Consider the following 20,731-nt stretch of genomic DNA (forward strand, 5'->3'; position numbering starts at 1 on the left):
GTTATATCCTGCTTCATTTAAGCTTTCTATTTTTATAGTATCGCTTTTATTATACCAGATAATAGCCTTTTAGGGGAAGTTTTACGGCACAAAAAGTCAGAAAAGCACTCGCTGTTTTTTAATGGTCCATTTTCCCTGCCTGAGAGCTTTTTAGAACTGCTGTTTATTTCCTCAGCAACTCTTTAGCCTGCTCACGGGCAGCCGGTGTAACATTGTCTCCTGCCAGCATCTTGGCAATCTCTTCAACTCTTTCATCTGGGGTCAGAAGACGGACAGTCGAAACAGTTGAATCCTCGTTGCTTTGTTTTTCAATGAAATACTGATAGTCACTGATGGCAATGACCTGAGGGAGATGAGAAATGGCCAGAACCTGACCGTGCCAGCCAATTTTATAAATCTTTTGCGCTATGGCCTGCGCCACACGGCCTGATACACCGGTATCAACCTCATCAAAAACAATGCTGGTCTTATCTTCACGGCGGGAAAAAGTTGATTTAATCGCCAGCATCAGCCGGGACAGTTCTCCGCCGGAAGCCACTTTAACCAAAGGTTTGAAGCCTTCTCCCGGATTTGTGGAAATATAAAACTCGATAGCCTCATTTCCTTCACGGTTGAACTTGCCCTTAGTGAAAACCACTTTGAAATCAGCCTTATCCATGTAGAGGTCCTTTAATTCCTGCTTGATTTCTTTGGATAGGTGCTCTGCAATAGCATGGCGCTTTTGACTCAGCTCTGCTGCAGATGCAACTAAGGACTGTTCCAATGATTTTAATTCTTTTTCAATATCGTCAAAAGACAAATCATTTCCTGTTAGATGGTCATATTCCTTGGCAATATTGGTAAAATAATCCAAGACATCATCTACTGTCCCCCCGTACTTGCGGGTAATCGCGTTAATCGTATCCAGCCGCGCTTCAATCTGAGCTAAGGCACCGGCATCAAAGTCCAGACTGTCCAGAATATCTCCCAAACGCTTGCTGACATCTTCCAAAATATAGTAAGATTCGCTGAGACTGTCGGATAATTCCTTATAATCAGCATCGTATTCTTCCAGGCTTTGCAGATCGTTCATGGCAGAGCGGACATTGGCAAGACTGGAAAAATCGTCATTATCCAGCAGGACATAAGCATTGGTCAGGGTATCCACGATGAGTTTGTGATTCATCAGCTTGTCCCGCTCTTTTTGCAGCTTCAGATCTTCGCCTGATTTGAGAGCGGCTGCTTCAATTTCAGCAATCTGATACTCCAGCATCTCAATTCGGGCTTGATGTTCTTTTTCATTTCTGCGCTTATCAAGGACACGTTTACGCAGACTTTTATAGCGGTCAAACAGCTCCTGATAGGTCTTTTTAGCTGTTTGAAAAGCCTCATCGCCAAAGGCATCTAAAAGCTGGATGTGCTTTTGCGGACGCATGAGTTCTTCTTGATCATGCTGACCGTGAATATCAACCAGATACTGCCCAACTGCACGCAGGGTTGCAAGATTCACCATCTGACCGTTGATGCGGCTGATACTGCGGCCGTTTTGCAAAATTTCCCGGCGGATAATCAATTCATCGGAACACTCTATGCCATTATCCTGCAACAGCTCCTCTAAAAACGGATTGGCATCAATGGAAAAAAAACCCTCGATTTCTGCCTTAGAACTGCCGTGGCGGATAACATCAGTACTGGCTCTGCTCCCCAGCATCATGTTCATAGCATCAATGATAATGGATTTCCCCGCACCTGTTTCACCAGTCAAAACAGTCATACCCTGCTCAAAGCTGAGTGAAATTTCTTTAATAATAGCAAAGTTTTTTATGGCAATTTCTAAAAGCATGCTCCCTCCTTTTTTAGTTTATTCTTTCATCCAAGACTTGATTTCCCGGCGGATTCGGTCGCTGTCTTCAGGACTTTTCGCAAGCAAAAGCAGGCTGTCATCATCAGCAATCAAGCTGAAAATAAGCCCCTCAAACCGTTCGAGCAAGAAACGTTTGAGCAGGTAGCTGGTGCCCGGGACAACATTAATGTGCAGGAAATGGTCCAAACCTGAAATTTTTTCCGACACAGCTTGAACAGAATTTTCTGCTGGCTTGGGCGCAGCGGCTTCTTTTCGGGTATTTCCCTTAGACAGACCGTAAATATAGCGGCCGTTTGCCGTCGGTACCTTAATAATTCCAACTTCGTTAATATCTCGGGAGATGGTTGCCTGTGTTGCCTGCAAACCTTCTTTTTCTAACAGCCCGACCAATTCATTTTGGGTTTCAATCTCATTTTCTAAAACAATTTTTTTGATTAGTTCTAACCGTTCACGTTTTTTCATTCTTTTTAAATTCCTCGTGTGCTTGATCTACAATAGTCTCAATATCCGGTGCAATCTGATTTTCAGGATGGTCCGACTTTTCTAAATGGGCTAAAAATTCAATATTGCCGTGCCCGCCTTGAATCGGTGAAAAATCCAGGCCTTTAACTGTAAATCCGCAATCTGTCGCAAAAGCGCTCACATTTTCTAAGACACTTCTATGAACCTGCCTGTCCCTAACAATCCCGTGTTTGCCAATCAGCTCCCGGCCGGCTTCAAACTGAGGTTTAATCAGTGCAACAACCTGCCCTTTATCCTCTAAAATCTTAAACAGGGCCGGCAATATCAAAGACAGGGAAATAAAACTGACGTCAATAGACGCAAAAGCCGGCTGACCGTTTGTAAAATCCTTTGGTTCTGCATAGCGAAAATTATATTGTTCCATACTCAGCACGCGCTCATCCTGACGCAGCTTCCATACTAACTGATTGGTTCCGACATCAACCGCATAGACCAGTTTAGCTCCATTTTGCAGCATAACGTCCGTAAAACCGCCTGTAGAAGCGCCTATATCAAGTGTTACCAGGCCGTCTACCGAAAGCGAAAAAACAGTCAAAGCCTTTTCCAGTTTAAGCCCGCCGCGACTGACATATTTGAGCTTGTCACCTTTTAATTTCAATTCAGTTGCTGCATCAATTTTTTCGCCGGGTTTATCATAGCGCTGACCGTTTAAAACAGCAACGACCAAGCCTGCCATAACTCCGCGCTTGGCCTGCTCTCTCGTCTCAAAGAGGCCTTGCTTGTAAGCTAACACATCTACTCTTTCCTTAGGCATGAAGACGCAACCTTTCTATCATCATCTCAATCTGACTGCTGTCAAAGGAGCTTTGTGCAGCAAATGTTTGAAAAATGGCCTGCGCCTGATCGAGAGCATCGTTTAAAATGTCATATGACTTATCTAAGCCTAAAAGACTGGGATAGGTTGATTTTTCGGCAGTTATATCCTTTTGCGGTGTCTTGCCCAGCTGAGCAAAATCAGCTGTCACATCCAAAATATCATCACGCACCTGAAAAGCCAGACCAATCAGTTCACCCGCACGGCGCAGGGCAGCCAAATCTTTTTCGGACAGCTCTGCAATCAGACCGGCAGCAACAAAAGGAAAAGTCAAGAGTTTTCCGGTTTTATTAGCATGAATTTGGGCTAAATCAGCTAAATCCAGCTGAGCCTGTTCGCCCTTAATATCCAGCATCTGACCGCCCACCATGCCATAGGTTCCTGAAGCTTCTGACAGTTCGGCTACTAAGCGTATTTTGATCTTGTCAGCTAAGTCAGCCTTGGCCAGCAAACCAAAAGGATCCAGAAAAAGACTGTCACCTGCTAAAATGGCTGTTGCTTCATCAAATTTTTTATGGCTGGTCAGCTGTCCCCGCCTGTAGTCATCATTATCCATGGCAGGCAGATCATCATGAATGAGGCTGCCTGTGTGGATCATCTCCAGACAGGCTGCTACTTGATAATGCGCATCCTGCAAACTTAGGCCGAACCCCTGCAAAAGTTCCAGAAACAGCAAGGGTCTGATCCGCTTGCCGCCAGCATGAATGGAATATAAAACAGCATCAACAAGGTCCTTGGAGACAGCTTTTTGCCCATAGTAGTCCTGCAGGGCTTGATCAATTTTTTTTATTTTCTTATCCACCATCAGTCCATTTCCGCTTGGCTGCCGTCAGCCTGCATCACCTTGACCAGCGTTTTTTCTGCTGATTCCAGAGTCTTTTGCAGATCCTTGGAAAGCACCATTCCCTTTTGAAATTCAGCAATGGCTTCTTCGAGAGGAACATCACCGTTTTCGAGTTTCCCGACAATTTCCTCTAATTCCTGCAAATTTTCTTCAAATGTTTTCTTCTTGTTCGACATCTTCTACCTCCACTTGAACGTGTCCGTCCTTCATTGCCAGACTGAGACGGTCGCCTTTTTTTATCTCCTTGGCGGACTGAATAATATGGCTGTCTTTTTGAACAATCGCATAACCCCGTGCGACAATCCGCTTGGTATCCAGAGACAAAAGCGCATCCTGTGCCTTTTCAAAGCGGGCTAATTTACTGTCATACTGACTGGTCATATGGCTCAAAAGCAAACGCTGGGTCTGCTTTAGCTGATCTTGATAACGATTTATCGTTCCCGACAGATCAACCGACTGCAATCGCTGTCTCAGCAGCCTTTCTTCCCGATCGTAATAATCGTAGGTCTGCTGCGTTTGTGTCAACAGTCTCGTTTTTAAATGGTCTAATTTTTGCACATAGGCATCATAGAGCCTTTCCGGCTGCCTAAAGATAACTGACTGCTGAAGTTTTCTGACTTTCTCATCTTTTTGCCGAATCAGCCGCATGACCGCCTGATAGGACCGCATCTGCCTTTCCTGAAGAAAGGCGAACAAATCAGCCTTGGTCACCGGAGTGGCTAATTCTGCTGCTGCCGTAGGAGTAGCTGCCCTGCGGTCTGCTGCAAAATCGGCCAAAGTTGTATCTGTTTCATGCCCGACACTGGAGATGATGGGCAAATGAGAATCAAAGATAGCCTGAACCACTGTTTCTTCGTTAAAAGCCCAGAGGTCCTCAATAGATCCGCCGCCGCGGCCGACAATCAGCAAGTCTAAATCTGCATGCTCATTTGCCAGCCGAATATTAGCCGCCACTTCTTGGCTGGCACCTTCTCCTTGCACCTTGGTTGGAAAAAGCAAAATCTCCACTCCGGGAAAGCGGCGCGAAACTGTCGTAATAATATCTCTAATGACCGCACCGCTGGGACTGGTGACAACACCGATTTTTTTCACAAAGCGCGGCAGAGGCTTTTTATGGCGCTCATCAAAATAACCGGCCTCTGTCAGCTTTTTCTTGAGCTGCTCAAACTGAACAGCTAAGGCTCCGATACCGTCCGGCTCTGCTTTTTCAATGATAATGGAATAAGAACCCGATGGTTCATAAAGCTGCACACGCCCAATGACATTGATCTTCATGCCTTCTTCCAGCTCAAAACCCAGTTTTTGATAAATCCCGCTCCACATGGTTGCCTGAATGACAGCCTTTTCATCTTTCAGCGAAAAATACTGATGTTTAGGCCGTTTTCTGAAATTAGAAACCTGTCCAGTTAAGTACACCCGCTCCAAATAAGGATCGCGGTCAAATTTCAGCTTCAAATACTTGGTCAAAGATGACACCGATAAATACTCAGCCATGGAACTCCTTTCCTAAAATATCACGCCGCGGAACTGCATCTGCTATCCAAACTGCATAGTACTACAATTATAGCAAAAAATACAGAATTTAGCAGATCTTAGACAGGAAAAAAGAGCTGTCAGAAAAACACTGTGGCAGCCCTTTTGCCTGTAAGATTAATGAATTACCTTCAGTATTGCTGCATTGTTGATGCTGAACTTGAAAACACGGGAGAAAACGTTTACAATATAAGGTAGAAATGGATGGTTATATGGAAAAAGTTATTATTTTTGATATGGACGGTGTCATTGTTGACTCAGAATACACCTTTTTTGAAACTAAAACACAGATCCTGCGCGATGAAGGAATTGACGTAGATGAATCTCATCAGTATCAATACATGGGAACAACTTTTGAATTCATGTGGCAGCAAATGAAAGATGAGTTTAACCTGCCAAAATCAGTGGCCGAATACATAGCCGATATGAATGCGCGCCGTGATGCTTTGATAGTACGGGACGGCGTACGGCCAATCAAGGGCGTTCAAACCCTAATCCGCTGGCTGAAAGACCATAGCTATCGCTTAGCAGTAGCATCATCGTCACCCTTGAAAGAAATCAAGCGTGCCTTGGCAGAACTTCAGCTGGCAGACTGTTTTGATTATATGGTAACCAGCGAAGAGGTGCCCCATTCAAAACCAGCTCCGGATGTTTTCTTGTATGCGGCTCAGCTCTTAAAAGCCCAGCCGACTGAATGCATCGTCATAGAAGACACTAAAAATGGTACTCGGGCGGCCAAAGCTGCCGGTATGTATTGTTTTGGATTTGCCAACCCAGATTATCCCGCTCAGGATTTAAGCGCAGCTGATCAGCTGATTACAGACTACAGTGACATTTACCAGTATCTAAAGAAATAAGCTGTGCTGATTTTTTACAACGGCAGAGAGCCCTTGCTCAGCTCCTTCATCCACTTTGGCAGTTCTTTGCTGATCCTTGTGGGTAAAACAACATAAGCAGTCCGGGCCAGCGCCTCAGCAACAGCAGAGTGAAGATAGGCTGCTGCTGCGACAGTTTCAAAAAGATCGAATTTAAATTGAGCAGTAAAGCCCGCTATCATACCTGCCAAGGTATCTCCCATACCGCCCGTTGCTTGATAGGGACCGCCGACATGCAGCTCTCCGACACGGTTGCCTTGATAAATTTTCGTTTGATGGGATTTAGCGACTAGGGTGGTTCCTTTTGGAAAACGGGCTAGCGCTGTTTTTGTTTTAGCCTCAGTCTGTTCTGAAATAACAAGACCTGACAGCCTTTCCCATTCTTTTTGGTGGGGAGTGAGAATAATATTTTTCGTCGGCCATTGAATGCTGTCTTTCTTAGCCAGCAGGTTTAAAGCAGAGCCGTCAATAATCAGGATCTGATGCTCTTTGAGAGACTGCCAGACTAAGTCAAAGGTTTGATGAGCAAGAGTATCCTCAGCCAAGCCCGATCCGATAAGAATCACATCAGCCGCAGCTGTCTGTTCTGACAGGCGGCTTTTTTCTGCCATATCAAAAGCCATAGCCTCAGGCAGATGACTGTGCAGGGCTGTGATATTATCCTTATGTGTCGCAGCCGTAACCAAGCCAGCTCCGCTGTTAACACAGGCAAGAGCTGCCATGATGATGGCACCGCCGTAAGGATAGTTGCCGCCAATTAAAAGAACACGGCCAAAAGTCCCCTTGTGACTTTCAAGAGGACGCGGCTGAATAATTTTTCGAGCTAGTTTTTCATCAATTATCATTTTCCCACACTTCTAAGGGCAGCTTGATAGGTTTGTTCCAAAAGCATAGTGATGGTCATAGGACCCACACCTCCCGGAACCGGCGTAATCAGACTGGCAGCTTGGGCGACTTCATCAAATTTAACATCCCCAACTAACTTGCCCTCATCATCACGGTTCATGCCGACATCAATCACGACTGCGCCATCTTTGACAAAATCCTTGCTTACAAAATTGCCCTGACCGATAGCAACGATCAGCACATCTGCTTGTCTTGCTACCTGAGCAAGGTGCCGTGTCCGTGAATGCGTTAAAGTAACTGTTGCATTTTTATCCAGCAATAATTGTGCCATCGGTTTTCCGACAATATTTGAGCGGCCGATAATCACCGCATGCTTGCCTTCAAGATCCACCTGATAAGCGCTCAGCATTTCCATGATGCCCGCCGGCGTACAAGGCACCATAACCGGTCTGCCGCTCCACAAATGCCCCGTATTCATGGGATGAAAACCATCAACATCCTTATGCGGATCAATAGCCAAAATTATTTTTTTGTCATTAATATGAGCAGGAAGCGGCAGCTGAACCAAAATACCGTGAATAGACGGATCTTGATTATAATTGTCGATCACATCAATTAGTTCTTCTTCGCTGATGGCATCTGACAGGCGCACTGTCTCGCTTTTAAAACCCGCTTTCTTAGCGGCGCGTTCTTTGTTGCGGACATAGACCTGGCTGGCCGGATTATCTCCAACTAAAATCACTGCCAGCCCCGGAACAAGATTGTATTTTTCCTGCATGCGCGCAACTTTCTCAGCCAGCTGCGTCTGCATCTGCTGTGCTAAGGCTTTACCGTCAATAATATCTGTCATCTTTCTCTCCTGAAATAAAACTAAATCTATTATATCAAAAAAAGAGAGCCGCAGCCTCTCTTTTTCTTATATTTAATTCTTATAGGCCGTTCAAAGGATTACTTTTCCCGGCAGAAGATTCTGCTAGTTCGATTTAGCTGATTTCTTCATTTCCTCTTTGATGGGGCAGGCACAGCTGCAGTCTCCGCAAGAGCCTTTTTGTTTAAGATAATGACGCATGCCCAAAAAAGCACCGCCTGCAATCAGCAGGGCAATAATAATCGTTGACATCTGATTCTCCTTTATCAGTCGTGAATGAGACCTAAATTGTCCAAAGTAATGATTTCTTCTTTAATTTGACGCGGTTTTCTCATAATGAAGTAAAGCATGACTGCAAACACTGCAGCAGCTACGCCGGTCCAAAGGGAGAAAGGCTTGCCATAAAAAGCCACAAGACCTACTTGGTAAATAAGGAGACTGACCAGATAGGCAAGACCTGTTTGAAAACCAATTGCCGCTAAGGTCCACTTGAGATTCCCCATTTCCCGCCGGATCGCTCCGATAGCCGCAAAGCACGGCGCACACAGCAGATTAAAGGTTAAAAAGGAATAGGCAGCAAGAGCTGTGTAATCCCCTTGAAGACTGGTCCAAAGCGCGTGTGTGGTTTCTGTCGCATTAGGATTATGGTAGAGAATGCCAAAGGTTGCTACAACCGTTTCCTTAGCTGCAAGACCGGTAATAGCCGCTACTGCTGCCTTCCAGTTGCCAAAACCAAGCGGTGTGAAAATCCATGCCAGCAAATGGCCCAGATAGGCCAAAATACTGTTTTCCGTATCAACGGCCTGAAAGGCAAAATTATAAGAACTCATAAACCAGATTAAGACCGTTAAACTGAAAATAATGGTCCCTGCACGCTTGATGAAGCTCATGGCTTTGCCAAAAGCATAGCGCAGGACAGCGTCAGCTTTTGGCAGGTGATAACCGGGCAGCTCCATAATGAAAGGACTGGTATAGCCGCCGAGAAAACTCGTTTTCTTAAGCGCAATCCCTGATAAAATAATAGCAGCCATTCCCAGGAAATAAGCACTGGGAGCAATCCAAGGATTATGCGGGAAAAAGGCTCCTGCAATCAAGGCGATAATGGACAGCTTGGCCGAACAGGGCATGAAAGTTGCTGTTATGATGGTGATACGCCGATCACGTTCATTTTCAATGGTTCGGCTGGCCATGATCCCGGGAACTCCGCAGCCTGTTGAAATCAACATGGGAATAAACGATTTGCCCGAAAGGCCGAAACGCCTGAAAATCCGGTCCATAACAAAGGCAATCCGGCTCATATAGCCGATATCTTCTAAAATTCCCAGACAGACAAAAAGAACAAATATTTGCGGCAGAAAACCGAGCACTGTCCCAACACCGGCTACAATACCGTCAATAATCAGCGACTGCAGCCAAGCTTCTACTTTTAAACTCTCCAGAATCCCGGTTGCAAAATCAGGCACATATTGACCAAAGAGCACATCATTGACCCAATCGGTGCCAATAGTTCCGACTGTCTGGATGGAGAGGTAGTAAACCAAAAACATGACGCCTGCAAAGATCGGCAGTGCCAAGATCCGATTGGTTACGACCTTGTCAATCTTGTCAGATACAGACATCTTAAAGTCACTGTCCTGACTTTGTGCCATTTGGCTGACACGTTCAATAAAGGCATAGCGCTGATTGATAACAATCGATTCTGAGTCCTCTGTGAAGATTTCCTCCGTAATATGGATAATATCTTCAATTTCTTTCTTCTGAAAAGCAGACAAATCCAGTTCTTCTTCAACCAAGCGGTCACGTTCAAATAACTTTATGGCGTAGAAGCGCCCAGAACGCTCTGGGACTGTCTGGCCGAGAACTTCTGTAATCTGAGCAATGGCCGCTTCAAATTTAGCATCATAGGTTGGGTACTGAATGCTGTCAACACTGGCTTTAGTTGTTTGGCCGGCTTTTTTAAGAGCCTTGTCAATACCAGTATTTTTCAAAGCACTGGTAGCAACAACCGGAACTCCCATCTGATAAGCTAATTTTTCGACACTGATTAGTTTTCCCTGACTTTTTAAAACATCACTCATATTAAGAGCGATCGTCACAGGAATACCCGTCTCAATCAGCTGGGTTGTCAGATACAGATTTCTTTCCAAATTGGTCGCATCAACCACATTCAAAATAGAATCTGCCTGATTGCTGAGCAGGTAATCACGCGCCACCTTTTCTTCCGGACTGTAAGGAGACATGGAATAAATCCCCGGTAAATCCTGTACAGTGACAGCTTTTAGTTTTCTGACTTGTCCGCTTTTGCGTTCAACCGTTACGCCGGGCCAGTTTCCGACATGCTGACGGGTTCCTGTCAGCAAATTAAAAAGACTGGTCTTTCCGCTGTTGGGATTGCCAATCAAAGCAATTTCTGTCATCTTTCCTCCTATTCATCTATCTTGACAACGCTGATCATTTGCGCTTCAGATTTTCTAAGCGTCAGCTCATAGCCGCGCAGGCTAATCTCTATCGGATCTCCCAAAGGGGCCACCTTGCGAAGATAAACCTTGGTATGGCGCGTCAGCCCCATATCCATCAAACGGCGTTTGGCCTCATTGACAGCAAAAATGTTATCAATACAGGCAAACTGTCCTACCGGCAGCTCTGATAAGGGAAGGGTTTCTATCGTTTCCTTATCCTCACTGACATCTATTTGAGCTAAAATGGAGTCATCAAAAGCAAGGCGGCTTGATTTTAACATGACAATAGCACTGGATTTTGTCTTTGAAATCAGCTCAACACGGCTGCCAACCTTTAAGCCCAGATTAGAAAGATGCCTTATGCTGGCTTCCGGCAGATTGATACTGACAATGTTATAAGGAACATTGAGACGTGCATCTTGTAGAATCAAATTTCTTGACCTCCATTAATATTCTTGATAAAATCAACAATTTTACTCATTCAGTATATCATAATTTGGCAATTTCTGACACCCCAAAACAGACCCGAAGGGCTGCAGTGACAGTAAAAAGAAGGTACTTTTATATGGTTTGCATCTGCTAAAAAAGCGAAAAAGTGCTGCTGCCAATTCTCATTTATCTGCCCCTTTGCCGCCTTTAGGGAAATGAAAAAAGCCGGAAGATGTATCTTCCAGCTCCTGCTTGATTTATAAGACTTTTCCCAAGAAATCCTTGGTGCGTTCTTCTTTAGTATTTTCAAAGACAGCCTCAGGCGATCCTTCCTCAACGATAACACCGTCATCCATGAAGATAACACGGTCAGCAACTTCTCGTGCAAAGCCCATCTCATGCGTAACGATTGCCATGGTCATGCCTGATTTAGCCAAATCCTGCATAACACCCAGCACTTCACCAACCATTTCCGGATCAAGGGCTGAAGTCGGTTCATCAAATAAAAGGACATCCGGATCCATAGCTAATCCGCGCGCGATAGCAATACGCTGCTGCTGCCCTCCTGAAAGACTTGAAGGGTAGGCATCAGCCTTGTCCCGCAAGCCGACCTTATCCAAGAGCTGATAGGCTTTCTCTTCGGCTTCAGCCTTGCTGAGTCCTCTCGTTTTAATCGGAGACAATGTGATATTGCCAAGAACAGTCATATTAGGAAAGAGGTTAAACTGCTGAAAGACCATTCCCATCTTCTCACGCATTTTGAAAATATCATTGGTCTTATCTGTGATATCCACACCCTCAAAGGTAATATGTCCCTTAGTTGGTATTTCCAAAAGATTCATGGTCCGCAAAAACGTTGATTTCCCGGAACCCGACGGACCAATGATCACCAGAACTTCTCCTTGTTTGATATCAAGGTCAATTCCTTTGAGGACTTCATTTTTACCGAAAGATTTGTGCAGATTTTTAATACTGATGAGTGTTTCTGACATTAGCTGTCTCCTTTACCAAAGCGGTTTTCAAGTGATTTGACCAGTGCTGACATCAATGTCGTCACCATCAAATAATAAAAGGCTCCAAATAAAAGCGGGGTCAAAGGCAGATAGGTTGCCGTCACAACTGACTGAGCACCGTTCCACAGCTCCATGACACCGATGGTTTGTAAAAGTGAGCTGTCCTTGATAATGGTGATAAATTCATTCCCCAAGGCCGGCAGGATATTTTTAAAAGCCTGCGGCAAAATAACATAACGCATAGCATTAACCGGTTTAATTCCCAGCGAATACGCAGCTTCCAGCTGACCTTTGGGCACCGCTTCGATACCGGCACGGACAATTTCTGAAATATAAGCACCACTGTTCAGCGATAAAACGATAATCCCCGGCAAAAGCCGCGAAAAATCCAAATCCAAAACACCGAATTTAACAATAGGCATATTGGCAAAGTGCAAAACGACAAAAGAAATCATGATCTGAACAACCATAGGCGTTCCGCGGAAAATCCAGACATAAAAGGACACCAGCCAATTTAAAAATTTAATATTGCTGCGTTTAATCAAGGCCACCAAAACACCGATAATGGTCCCGAAAAATACTACGCATGCCGAGATCATGATGGTAACAAGCACCCCATAATTAAAATAAGCCCAATACTTGGGTAAAAATGAAAAATCCATTGATTACTCCTCTAAAATGATATGAAATATTATATTATAATTTGAATAAAAATACAAGCCATCTTCCGGCGCTTTTGCCAAATATCAGCAGCTGCCGCAAAGCAGACTAGTAAAAACTAAAAAACAGACCGATAGTTTTTATACAGGTCCCTGCTTTCTTAATTGAGCAGGAAAAACAAAGCTTAGCCGGATCTATTGTAAGAACCCCTTGCTTTTAGCTGCAGTTATTCCTGCTAAATACAAATTAAGAGGTTAGGAATTGTCTCCCAACCTCTCTTTGTGATTGTATGATTAGTAGAGTAAATCGTAAATTTCCATAGCGATGAGATCAATACTGTCAAACGTATAAGTCTCACGCGCTGCAACATCCCGCAGGGTAAACACAGGACCGTTTTCCGGATCATTATTAAATGAAACTTCAGCAACAACAGCGCCGTCACGCTCAAAATGGCGTTTCAAATTACTGTCATCAGTCGTCATCAATTCTAAACGATTAATAATTCTCACTAAATGTGATTCCATGATATTCTCCTATTCGTTTTTTAACTCTTCTTATTTTAACACAAATAAGGCAAAAAAACAGTAAAATCATTCATTTTAGATATTTTTTAGGGATTGATACATGATGGCTTTGATAGAATGAAGACGATTTTCGGCTTCCTGAAAAATAACCGAGCTGTATTTCTGGAAAAGAGCATCTGTAATCTCAAGTTCTTTATAGCCATACTGCTCATAAATAGTCTGACCTATTTCGGTATTGGTATCATGAAAAGCAGGCAGGCAATGTAAAACAATCGCTTCAGGATTAGCCGCCTTATCGAGCAACGATTGGTTAATCTGGTAGTCCATCAGCAAATCAATTCTTGCCTTGAAATCCACCTCTTCTCCCATTGAGACCCAAACATCAGTATAAAGTATATCAGCACCTTTGACTGCTCCAGTATCATCTGTAATGGTAATGGTTCCTCCTGTTTGGTGCTGCTTAGCCAAGGCAGCAATCTCTTTTTTAGGCTGCAAGGCTTTAGGAGCAATAATCTTTACATTAATCCCTAAAATAGCCGCAGTCACCAGCAGAGAATTGGCAACATTATTGCGGCCGTCTCCCAAATAAGCCAGTGTCAGCCCGTCCAATTTTCCAAAATGTTCCTTGACCGTCATAAAATCAGCTATCATCTGAGTGGGGTGCCAGGTATCTGTCAAGCCATTCCACACAGGAACTCCTGAAAATTCAGCCAGCATCTCCACATGTTCCTGCTTAAAACCGCGGTATTCGATGCCGTCAAACATGGAGCCCAAAACTTTAGCCGTATCAACAACCGACTCTTTTTTTCCTAATTGTATTTCATTGCTCCCAAGATAGGTCACATTCATGCCCAGATCCTGACCGGCAACAGTGAAGGCACTTCTGGTTCGCGTTGAGGTTTTCTCAAAAATAAGAGCAATATTTAAACCGTCCAAATAGTTATGAAGAACTCTTTCTTTTTTTAATTTTTTAAATTGCAGAGAAAGGTCAATAAGAGCTTCCAATTCTTCTTTTGTATAATCTATCTCTTTTAAAAATGATTTTGTGGCTGTCATTTGTATCTCCTTGCATTTTTATACTATATTTTTACATTTTTATTCATAATTGTCAAGTCTTTTTGCAGAATGTCCGATATCAGCAGCCACTACACTGCAGTCCCTTGTCCAAACCTTATCAAAGGTCTGACTTTCAATCTTTTTACTTGATTTATGTCTGAATGGTGCTATAATTAACATATAAAGTTTGACCATTATTGACCAAATGTTTTAATAGTCAAATCTTGTATTCTACAACGAAAGAGGTAGTAATGATGCTCTGTCAAAATTGTAATTTAAATGAAGCGACCATTCACTTGTACACAAGTGTTAACGGTCAGCAAAAGCAGGTTGATCTCTGCCAAAATTGCTATCAAATTATGAAAACAGATCCTGAAAACAGCTTTTTGAATAATCTTTCCCAGCAAAATTCTTCATCAATGAATCCTTTCTTTGATGATTTCTTTGGGGATTTAAATAATTTCCGAGCCTTCAATCAGGACCTGCCTAATTCTCCGCAGACTCAGTCCGGCGGTGGCAATGGCGGCAACGGAAACAATCGGCGTCCCGGTGGCCCTCGCCAGCAGACTCCTCAACGGCCAAACGGCCTGCTTGAAGAATTTGGAATCAATTTAACCGATATTGCCCGCAAAGGCGAAATTGATCCTGTCATCGGCCGTGATGAAGAAATTACGCGGGTTATTGAAATTCTTAACCGCCGAACCAAAAATAATCCAGTTCTCATCGGAGAACCCGGTGTCGGTAAGACTGCTGTTGTTGAGGGATTAGCTCAAAAAATTGTTGACAATGATGTTCCTCAAAAACTACAAGGCAAAAATGTTATCCGCCTTGATGTTGTCAGCCTGGTCCAAGGTACCGGCATCAGAGGACAGTTTGAAGAACGCATGCAAAAATTAATGGAAGAAATCCGTCAGCGCAAAGATGTCATCCTCTTCATTGATGAAATCCATGAAATTGTCGGAGCCGGTTCTGCCGGTGACGGCAATATGGATGCCGGTAACATTTTGAAGCCTGCTTTGGCTCGCGGTGATCTTCAGCTTGTCGGTGCTACGACACTCAATGAATACCGAATCATTGAAAAAGATGCGGCTCTGGAACGTCGGATGCAGCCTGTCAAGGTTGATGAACCTAGTGTTGAAGAAACAATCACTATCCTCAAAGGCATCCAGCCTAAATATGAAGATTATCACCATGTCAAATATACTGACGAGGCCATTGAAGCAGCTGCTAATCTGTCCAACCGCTACATTCAGGACCGCTTCCTGCCGGACAAGGCCATTGACCTGCTGGACGAATCCGGTTCTAAGATGAATTTGACCCTTAATTTTGTAGATCCTAAAGAAATCGATCACCGCTTGGCTGAAGCTGAAAATCTCAAGGCTCAGGCAACCCGTGATGAAGATTATGAAAAAGCAGCCTACTTCCGCGATCAGATCGCTAAATATAAGGAAATGCAGTCTGCTAAGATTGATGAGCAAAATACACCAATCATCACAGAAAAAAATATTGAAGCCATCGTTGAGCAAAAGACAAACATTCCGGTTGGTGAGCTCAAAGAAAAAGAACAGTCTCAATTAATCCATCTGGCGGATGATTTAAAACAGCATGTCATCGGACAGGATGCAGCTGTTGATAAGATTGCTAAGGCCATTCGCCGCAACCGCGTAGGATTGGGTACTCCTAACCGGCCAATCGGCAGCTTCCTCTTTGTAGGACCTACCGGTGTTGGTAAGACCGAGCTGTCTAAACAATTAGCTATTGAGCTCTTTGGATCTGCTGACAGCATGATTCGCTTTGACATGAGTGAATATATGGAAAAACACGCTGTTGCAAAACTTGTCGGAGCGCCTCCGGGATATGTCGGTTATGAGGAAGCCGGGCAGCTGACTGAAAAAGTCCGCCGCAATCCTTACTCTCTCATCTTGCTTGATGAAGTTGAAAAAGCCCATCCGGATGTCATGCACATGTTCCTGCAAGTCTTGGATGACGGTCGTTTGACCGATGGTCAAGGCCGCACGGTCAGCTTCAAAGATACGATTATTATCATGACCTCTAATGCCGGTACAGGTACAGCCGAAGCCAGTGTTGGTTTTGGTGCCAGCCGAGAAGGCCGGACAAACTCTGTTCTGGGTGAATTGGGCAACTTCTTCAGTCCTGAATTTATGAACCGCTTCGACGGTATCATTGAGTTCCAAGCACTGAGCAAGGACAACCTGCTTAAGATCGTTGACCTGATGCTGGATGATGTTAATAATCGTTTGTCAGTCAATGACATTCACCTTGATGTTACTGATAAGGTTAAGGAAAAACTGGTTGATCTCGGTTATGATCCAAAAATGGGTGCAAGACCGCTTCGCAGAACCATTCAAGATCATATTGAAGACGCTATTACCGATTTCTACCTTGAAAACCCTGACCAAAAGAATCTGAAAGCTGTTCTGACCAGCAAAGGCGCTATCAGCATCAAGCCTGCCAATAATAAAGTTGAAACAGTCGCTAATACTGCTTCAGAATCGGAATAACGTCATAAGAGGCTGGGGTCAGACAAAATCCCAGCCTCTTATTTTATAGGGAATAGCTTGCGGCTTCTGGTCTTTTCTTGAATTTCTCACTATCTTGATCTTTCTTTTCCAAACGCACTAGGCAAAAAAATCGTTTTTTAGTATAATAATAAGCAATATTGACATGATTATTTGGAGGGAGACAACATGAACCATCCAACTTTCGGCGAAAAAAAAGCAGACGTCCATTACAAAGAACGCTTTGGGGTTTATGCAGTGATTGCTGATCCCAGTCAAGAGAAAATTATTCTTGTTCAGGCGCCAAACGGAGCTTGGTTTTTACCGGGCGGTGAAATCGAAAAAGGAGAAAATCAGCTGCAGGCTTTGGAACGAGAACTCCTTGAAGAATTGGGATTTACCGCTGTTATCGGCCGGTACTATGGTCAGGCAGATGAATATTTTTATTCCAGTCACAGGAACACTTATTTTTACAATCCTGCTTATATTTATGAGGTAACAAGTTTTAACAAGGTTGGCAAGCCTCTTGAAGATTTCAATCATCTGGCCTGGTTTTCTCTGGCAGAAGCCAGGGAAAAATTAAAACGCGGCAGCCACAAATGGGGCATTGACTGCTGGCAAAAAGAGCACCAGAAAAACTAAATTCAGATAACATTTCGCCTCAAATCATGCTATAATATTATTACGACACTACTACAGGAGGAAAGTTATGAGATTGATCAACACGACCAGCAGCCACCAGCGCTTGGTAAAAAATCAGCTGCAGCATACAGATGCGACACTTGTTGAAACTTATTCAGCCGGCAATACTGATGTTATTTTTACCCAGGCCCCTAAACATTATGAACTCTTAATTTCAAATAAACATCGTGCTATTAAAGACAGTGAAATTGAAGCTATCCGAGAATTTTTCCTCAAGCGTAAAATCGATAAAAATATTATTCTTTTAGATCAGTTAAAAACCCTGCATACAGCAAATCTGATTGAGATTTCCATTCCGATAATTAGCTAGTCAAGTCAGAAACAGCTGTTTCTGGCTTTTTTCTTTGGGACTGCAACGGCACATTTAGATAAAAAAAGACTTGGTTCTCAGCTTCATTAACTGAAGATAAGCTCCAAGTCTTTTTCATTATTTACTTTCAAACCCTTGAGCGATAGCTTCTGGGAAATGTTCTTCCAAGATGGCTGCACAGTGATCACAAACAACAGCATTATAAGAGCGTTCTTTAACACTTTCGTCCACACGGCGGCAGCGATCGCAGACGTCACCATGAGCATGCTCAACAGTAAATGCAACATCCTCAAAAGCAAGGGCTGACTCCGGTGCTGCTTCCTGTGTCACGGTTAATTGCGATACAATAAGCAATTGAGCCACATCACTGTCGAGAGCCGTAAGAAGAGCATAAACTTCTTCACCTGCATAGACAGTCAAATGCGCTTCAAGCGATTTACCAATAATCTTCGCATTGCGGGCTTCTTCAAGAGCTTTTTGAGCTTGGTCGCGAAGTGACATGAAGGCATCCCAGGTATCCAAAATTTCATCTTGATTAACAAAATGTTGTGCCTCCGGCATTTCTGCCAACTGTACAAACTCTTCCTCTTCATGTTCCAGATAAGACCAGATTTCTTCGCTGGTATGCGGGAGAATCGGTGTCAGCAGTTTTGTAATCTTGACTAAAATATCATAGAAAACAGTCTGCATTTGCCGGCGAGCCAAGCTGTCTGCTGCCTCAATATAGACGACATCTTTGGCAAAATCAAGGTAGAAAGCTGACAGGTCAACCGTCACAAAATTAACAACAGCCTTATAAATAGCCATGAAATCATAATCCTTGTAAGCTTGATTGACAGCCGCTACAAGTTTGTTAAACTTGATGGTCATGTATTTGTCAACAGAACGAAGGTTTTCAAAGGCTACCGCATCTGTATGTGGGTTAAAATCAGCTGTATTGGCCAGCAAGAAACGAAGGGTATTTCTGATTTTACGGTAGGTTTCTGATACCTGACCTAATATTTCCATAGATACCCGCACATCGCTGTCAGTATCAACAGAAGCTGCCCACAAACGAAGAATTTCAGCACCGTATTGCTTAGCTACGTCACTTGGTGAAATGATATTACCCTTTGATTTGGACATCTTTTCACCCTTGCCATCAAGCACAAAGCCTTGAGACAGGACTGATTTATAAGGAGCATGTCCATTAACGGCAACAGAAGTAATCAAGGATGAATTAAACCAGCCGCGATACTGATCGCTCCCTTCCAAATAAAGATCAGCAGGGTAAGCAAGTTCCTGACGTGTATTTAGGACACCATTCCAAGATGAGCCTGAGTCAAACCAAACGTCCATGATATCCGTTTCTTTGGTGAACTCGCCATTAGGCGATCCCGGATGGGTAAATCCTTGAGGCAGCAAATCTTTGGCATCGCGCTGCCACCACACAATCGAACCGTATTTTTCAAACAGATCAGCAACATAATCCGTAACTTCCTTGGTCATAATAGCTGTTCCGTCCTCTGCATAAAAGATTGGAAGCGGCACACCCCAGGCACGCTGGCGGGAAATAACCCAGTCGCCGCGGTCTCGGATCATATTGTACAGACGTGTCTTACCCCAAGAAGGATAGAAATCAACCTTGTCAATTTCATCAAGAATATCCTGACGGAATTTTGAAACCGAAGCAAACCACTGCGGTACTGCCCGCCAGATAATCGGTTTTTTCGTTCTCCAGTCAAATGGATAGGAGTGAGTGATGACTTCAGACGCAAGCAGCAGGTCACCCAGTTTTTCTTTGACTGTCGGCAGAACCTTGTCATAGAATTGCCCTTGAAAATCAGAACCGGCGTTTTCCATCATGATACCGCGCTCATCAACAGTAACGACCACTTCAAGACCGTATTTAATCCCTACATTGTAGTCGTCTTCACCAAAGCCGGGCGCCGTATGAACAATTCCGGTACCGGAATCAAGCGTAACATGGTCGCCATTCATAACCAATTCTTCTACATCATCATCCCATGGATGGGCTGTAACGATGCGATCAAGTTCACTTCCTTTATAAACAGCTAAGGTTTCTGGATTTTCCCAGCCAAAACGTTCTGACAATTCCACAAGCAGAGCCTGCGCAACCACGAATTTACGTTCATCATTGGCTGGTTTGACCACGGCATAATCCATATCCGGACCGACGGTCAGACCGCGGGAAGCTGTGATGGTAAAAGGTGTTGTTGTCCAGACAACGATATAGGTATCTGTGTCCAGCACTCCCTTGCCATCTTTAACACGGTTGGCATAGTAAAGCGATGTTGATTCAATATCGTGGTACTCGATTTCTGCCTCTGCCAGTGCAGATTCAGACGACCAAGACCAATAAACCGGTTTGGCACCGCGATAAATGTAGCCCTTATCAGCCATAGCACCAAAAACACGAATCTGAGCGGCTTCATATTCCGGTACCAAGGTCACATAAGGATTCTTCCAGTCACCGGACACTCCCAATCGTTTAAAGTCTTCACGCTGTTTATCAACCTGACTTAGAGCATAGTCACGGCACATCTCCAAATACTCAGCCAGATCAAGTTCTTTACGCTTAACACCTTTTTTAGCCAGCACCTGCTCAATTGGCAGACCATGGGTATCCCATCCCGGAACATACGGTGCCCTGAAACCGGACATTGATTTAGCACGTACGATAATATCTTTCGAAATTTTATTGAGGGCATGTCCTAAATGAATGTTGCCGTTCGCATAGGGAGGGCCGTCATGCAGGAAGAAAGACGGCTTATTGGCATTTAATTCCTGACGTTTAGCATAAATATCTGCTTCGTCCCATTGTTTTTGCCACTGCGGTTCTTTATTGGGCAGTCCCGCACGCATAGGAAAAGGTGTTTTACCGAGGTTAAGCGTTTCTTTTAATTTCATTATA

At 43.9% G+C, this 20,731-nt stretch carries 20 protein-coding genes and 1 pseudogene; 4 read left to right on the forward strand and 17 right to left on the reverse strand.

Annotation, left to right across the window (positions count from 1 at the left end; genetic code table 11):
• Positions 1 to 163: 163 nt before the first annotated feature.
• The 6 genes from recN to xseA are packed head-to-tail and all read right to left on the reverse strand — an operon-like array spanning position 164 to position 5,517.
• Positions 164 to 1,822 (reverse strand): DNA repair protein RecN, encoded by a 1,659-nt coding sequence (gene recN, locus AC4HAN_RS05040; protein WP_491091503.1) that lies wholly within the window; start codon positions 1,820 to 1,822, stop codon positions 164 to 166.
• Positions 1,823 to 1,840: 18 nt separating this feature from the next.
• Complete coding sequence (locus tag AC4HAN_RS05045; RefSeq protein WP_491091504.1) at positions 1,841 to 2,305, reverse strand: arginine repressor; 465 nt, start codon at positions 2,303 to 2,305, stop codon at positions 1,841 to 1,843.
• Positions 2,292 to 3,119 (reverse strand): TlyA family RNA methyltransferase, encoded by an 828-nt coding sequence (locus tag AC4HAN_RS05050; RefSeq protein ID WP_491091505.1) that lies wholly within the window; start codon positions 3,117 to 3,119, stop codon positions 2,292 to 2,294. Before AC4HAN_RS05050 ends, AC4HAN_RS05045 begins: the two co-directional genes overlap by 14 nt.
• Positions 3,112 to 3,981 carry a polyprenyl synthetase family protein gene (locus AC4HAN_RS05055; RefSeq protein WP_491091584.1) on the reverse strand — a complete coding sequence of 290 codons (870 nt, stop codon included), beginning with the start codon at positions 3,979 to 3,981 and terminating at the stop codon, positions 3,112 to 3,114. The genes AC4HAN_RS05050 and AC4HAN_RS05055 overlap by 8 nt, the downstream gene beginning before the upstream one ends.
• A 2-nt stretch (positions 3,982 to 3,983) precedes the next feature.
• Positions 3,984 to 4,199: an exodeoxyribonuclease VII small subunit gene (locus AC4HAN_RS05060; RefSeq protein WP_491091506.1), complete on the reverse strand. Its 216-nt coding sequence runs from the start codon at positions 4,197 to 4,199 to the stop codon at positions 3,984 to 3,986.
• The gene (gene xseA, locus AC4HAN_RS05065; protein WP_491091507.1) at positions 4,174 to 5,517 is read right to left on the reverse strand and encodes an exodeoxyribonuclease VII large subunit; all 1,344 of its coding nucleotides are present in this window, start codon (positions 5,515 to 5,517) and stop codon (positions 4,174 to 4,176) included. Before xseA ends, AC4HAN_RS05060 begins: the two co-directional genes overlap by 26 nt.
• 251 nt (positions 5,518 to 5,768) lie before the next feature.
• On the opposite strand from xseA, the gene AC4HAN_RS05070 reads away from it, so the two are divergent.
• Positions 5,769 to 6,413 (forward strand): HAD family hydrolase, encoded by a 645-nt coding sequence (locus tag AC4HAN_RS05070; RefSeq protein ID WP_491091508.1) that lies wholly within the window; start codon positions 5,769 to 5,771, stop codon positions 6,411 to 6,413.
• A 14-nt stretch (positions 6,414 to 6,427) separates the two neighbouring features.
• Here AC4HAN_RS05070 and AC4HAN_RS05075 read toward each other — a convergent pair whose 3' ends face one another.
• From AC4HAN_RS05075 to AC4HAN_RS05120, 10 genes are all read right to left on the reverse strand, one after another.
• The gene (locus tag AC4HAN_RS05075) at positions 6,428 to 7,276 is read right to left on the reverse strand and encodes an NAD(P)H-hydrate dehydratase (protein ID WP_491091509.1); all 849 of its coding nucleotides are present in this window, start codon (positions 7,274 to 7,276) and stop codon (positions 6,428 to 6,430) included.
• Positions 7,273 to 8,127, reverse strand: coding sequence for a bifunctional methylenetetrahydrofolate dehydrogenase/methenyltetrahydrofolate cyclohydrolase (locus tag AC4HAN_RS05080; protein WP_491091510.1), 855 nt, complete (start codon positions 8,125 to 8,127; stop codon positions 7,273 to 7,275). Before AC4HAN_RS05080 ends, AC4HAN_RS05075 begins: the two co-directional genes overlap by 4 nt.
• A gap of 123 nt (positions 8,128 to 8,250) precedes the next feature.
• Positions 8,251 to 8,397, reverse strand: coding sequence for a FeoB-associated Cys-rich membrane protein (locus AC4HAN_RS05085; protein WP_491091511.1), 147 nt, complete (start codon positions 8,395 to 8,397; stop codon positions 8,251 to 8,253).
• 14 nt (positions 8,398 to 8,411) lie between these two features.
• Positions 8,412 to 10,562: a ferrous iron transport protein B gene (feoB, locus tag AC4HAN_RS05090; RefSeq protein ID WP_491091512.1), complete on the reverse strand. Its 2,151-nt coding sequence runs from the start codon at positions 10,560 to 10,562 to the stop codon at positions 8,412 to 8,414.
• Between the two features lie 8 nt (positions 10,563 to 10,570).
• The gene (locus AC4HAN_RS05095) at positions 10,571 to 11,035 is read right to left on the reverse strand and encodes a ferrous iron transport protein A (RefSeq protein WP_027975739.1); all 465 of its coding nucleotides are present in this window, start codon (positions 11,033 to 11,035) and stop codon (positions 10,571 to 10,573) included.
• Positions 11,036 to 11,290: 255 nt separating this feature from the next.
• A complete protein-coding gene (locus AC4HAN_RS05100) occupies positions 11,291 to 12,025 on the reverse strand; it encodes an amino acid ABC transporter ATP-binding protein (protein WP_491091513.1) in 735 nt (244 codons plus the stop codon).
• The gene (locus AC4HAN_RS05105; RefSeq protein WP_491091514.1) at positions 12,025 to 12,708 is read right to left on the reverse strand and encodes an amino acid ABC transporter permease; all 684 of its coding nucleotides are present in this window, start codon (positions 12,706 to 12,708) and stop codon (positions 12,025 to 12,027) included. The genes AC4HAN_RS05100 and AC4HAN_RS05105 overlap by 1 nt, the downstream gene beginning before the upstream one ends.
• Positions 12,709 to 12,999: 291 nt before the next feature.
• The gene (locus AC4HAN_RS05110; RefSeq protein ID WP_491091515.1) at positions 13,000 to 13,230 is read right to left on the reverse strand and encodes a DUF1797 family protein; all 231 of its coding nucleotides are present in this window, start codon (positions 13,228 to 13,230) and stop codon (positions 13,000 to 13,002) included.
• A 75-nt stretch (positions 13,231 to 13,305) separates the two neighbouring features.
• Positions 13,306 to 14,286 (reverse strand): ornithine carbamoyltransferase, encoded by a 981-nt coding sequence (gene argF, locus AC4HAN_RS05115; protein WP_491091516.1) that lies wholly within the window; start codon positions 14,284 to 14,286, stop codon positions 13,306 to 13,308.
• Positions 14,287 to 14,325: 39 nt separating this feature from the next.
• Positions 14,326 to 14,466: a hypothetical protein gene (locus tag AC4HAN_RS05120; RefSeq protein WP_491091517.1), complete on the reverse strand. Its 141-nt coding sequence runs from the start codon at positions 14,464 to 14,466 to the stop codon at positions 14,326 to 14,328.
• A 74-nt stretch (positions 14,467 to 14,540) separates the two neighbouring features.
• Between AC4HAN_RS05120 and AC4HAN_RS05125 the strand changes: the two genes are divergently transcribed.
• The 3 genes and pseudogenes from AC4HAN_RS05125 to AC4HAN_RS05135 all read left to right on the forward strand — a co-directional run bounded on the left by AC4HAN_RS05125 (position 14,541) and on the right by AC4HAN_RS05135 (position 17,817).
• The gene (locus AC4HAN_RS05125; RefSeq protein ID WP_491091585.1) at positions 14,541 to 16,808 is read left to right on the forward strand and encodes an ATP-dependent Clp protease ATP-binding subunit; all 2,268 of its coding nucleotides are present in this window, start codon (positions 14,541 to 14,543) and stop codon (positions 16,806 to 16,808) included.
• A gap of 163 nt (positions 16,809 to 16,971) precedes the next feature.
• Positions 16,972 to 17,447 (forward strand): annotated as a pseudogene (locus tag AC4HAN_RS05130) (NUDIX domain-containing protein).
• 67 nt (positions 17,448 to 17,514) lie between these two features.
• Positions 17,515 to 17,817, forward strand: a complete 303-nt coding sequence (locus tag AC4HAN_RS05135; protein ID WP_491091518.1) for a DUF1827 family protein — start codon at positions 17,515 to 17,517, stop codon at positions 17,815 to 17,817.
• Between the two features lie 117 nt (positions 17,818 to 17,934).
• On the opposite strand, the gene ileS is transcribed toward AC4HAN_RS05135, so the two are convergent.
• Entirely contained in the window at positions 17,935 to 20,727 is a 2,793-nt protein-coding gene (gene ileS / locus AC4HAN_RS05140) for an isoleucine--tRNA ligase (protein ID WP_491091519.1), read from the reverse strand.
• Positions 20,728 to 20,731 lie beyond the last annotated feature (4 nt).

The sequence above is a fragment of the Streptococcus sp. ELY_86 genome, assembly GCF_058314495.1.

Bases quoted from the DNA above. Each gene is read 5' to 3' on its own strand.
- AC4HAN_RS05050 (WP_491091505.1), bottom strand. From the start codon at position 3,119: ATGCCTAAGGAAAGAGTAGATGTGTTAGCTTACAAGCAAGGCCTCTTT.
- AC4HAN_RS05070 (WP_491091508.1), top strand. From the start codon at position 5,769: ATGGAAAAAGTTATTATTTTTGATATGGACGGTGTCATTGTTGACTCA.
- AC4HAN_RS05060 (WP_491091506.1), bottom strand. From the start codon at position 4,199: ATGTCGAACAAGAAGAAAACATTTGAAGAAAATTTGCAGGAATTAGAG.
- AC4HAN_RS05135 (WP_491091518.1), top strand. From the start codon at position 17,515: ATGAGATTGATCAACACGACCAGCAGCCACCAGCGCTTGGTAAAAAAT.
- argF (WP_491091516.1), bottom strand. From the start codon at position 14,286: ATGACAGCCACAAAATCATTTTTAAAAGAGATAGATTATACAAAAGAA.
- recN (WP_491091503.1), bottom strand. From the start codon at position 1,822: ATGCTTTTAGAAATTGCCATAAAAAACTTTGCTATTATTAAAGAAATT.
- AC4HAN_RS05120 (WP_491091517.1), bottom strand. From the start codon at position 14,466: ATGTTAATTATAGCACCATTCAGACATAAATCAAGTAAAAAGATTGAA.
- AC4HAN_RS05080 (WP_491091510.1), bottom strand. From the start codon at position 8,127: ATGACAGATATTATTGACGGTAAAGCCTTAGCACAGCAGATGCAGACG.
- AC4HAN_RS05105 (WP_491091514.1), bottom strand. From the start codon at position 12,708: ATGGATTTTTCATTTTTACCCAAGTATTGGGCTTATTTTAATTATGGG.
- ileS (WP_491091519.1), bottom strand. From the start codon at position 20,727: ATGAAATTAAAAGAAACGCTTAACCTCGGTAAAACACCTTTTCCTATG.
- feoB (WP_491091512.1), bottom strand. From the start codon at position 10,562: ATGACAGAAATTGCTTTGATTGGCAATCCCAACAGCGGAAAGACCAGT.
- xseA (WP_491091507.1), bottom strand. From the start codon at position 5,517: ATGGCTGAGTATTTATCGGTGTCATCTTTGACCAAGTATTTGAAGCTG.
- AC4HAN_RS05110 (WP_491091515.1), bottom strand. From the start codon at position 13,230: ATGGAATCACATTTAGTGAGAATTATTAATCGTTTAGAATTGATGACG.
- AC4HAN_RS05075 (WP_491091509.1), bottom strand. From the start codon at position 7,276: ATGATAATTGATGAAAAACTAGCTCGAAAAATTATTCAGCCGCGTCCT.
- AC4HAN_RS05045 (WP_491091504.1), bottom strand. From the start codon at position 2,305: ATGAAAAAACGTGAACGGTTAGAACTAATCAAAAAAATTGTTTTAGAA.
- AC4HAN_RS05085 (WP_491091511.1), bottom strand. From the start codon at position 8,397: ATGTCAACGATTATTATTGCCCTGCTGATTGCAGGCGGTGCTTTTTTG.
- AC4HAN_RS05125 (WP_491091585.1), top strand. From the start codon at position 14,541: ATGCTCTGTCAAAATTGTAATTTAAATGAAGCGACCATTCACTTGTAC.
- AC4HAN_RS05100 (WP_491091513.1), bottom strand. From the start codon at position 12,025: ATGTCAGAAACACTCATCAGTATTAAAAATCTGCACAAATCTTTCGGT.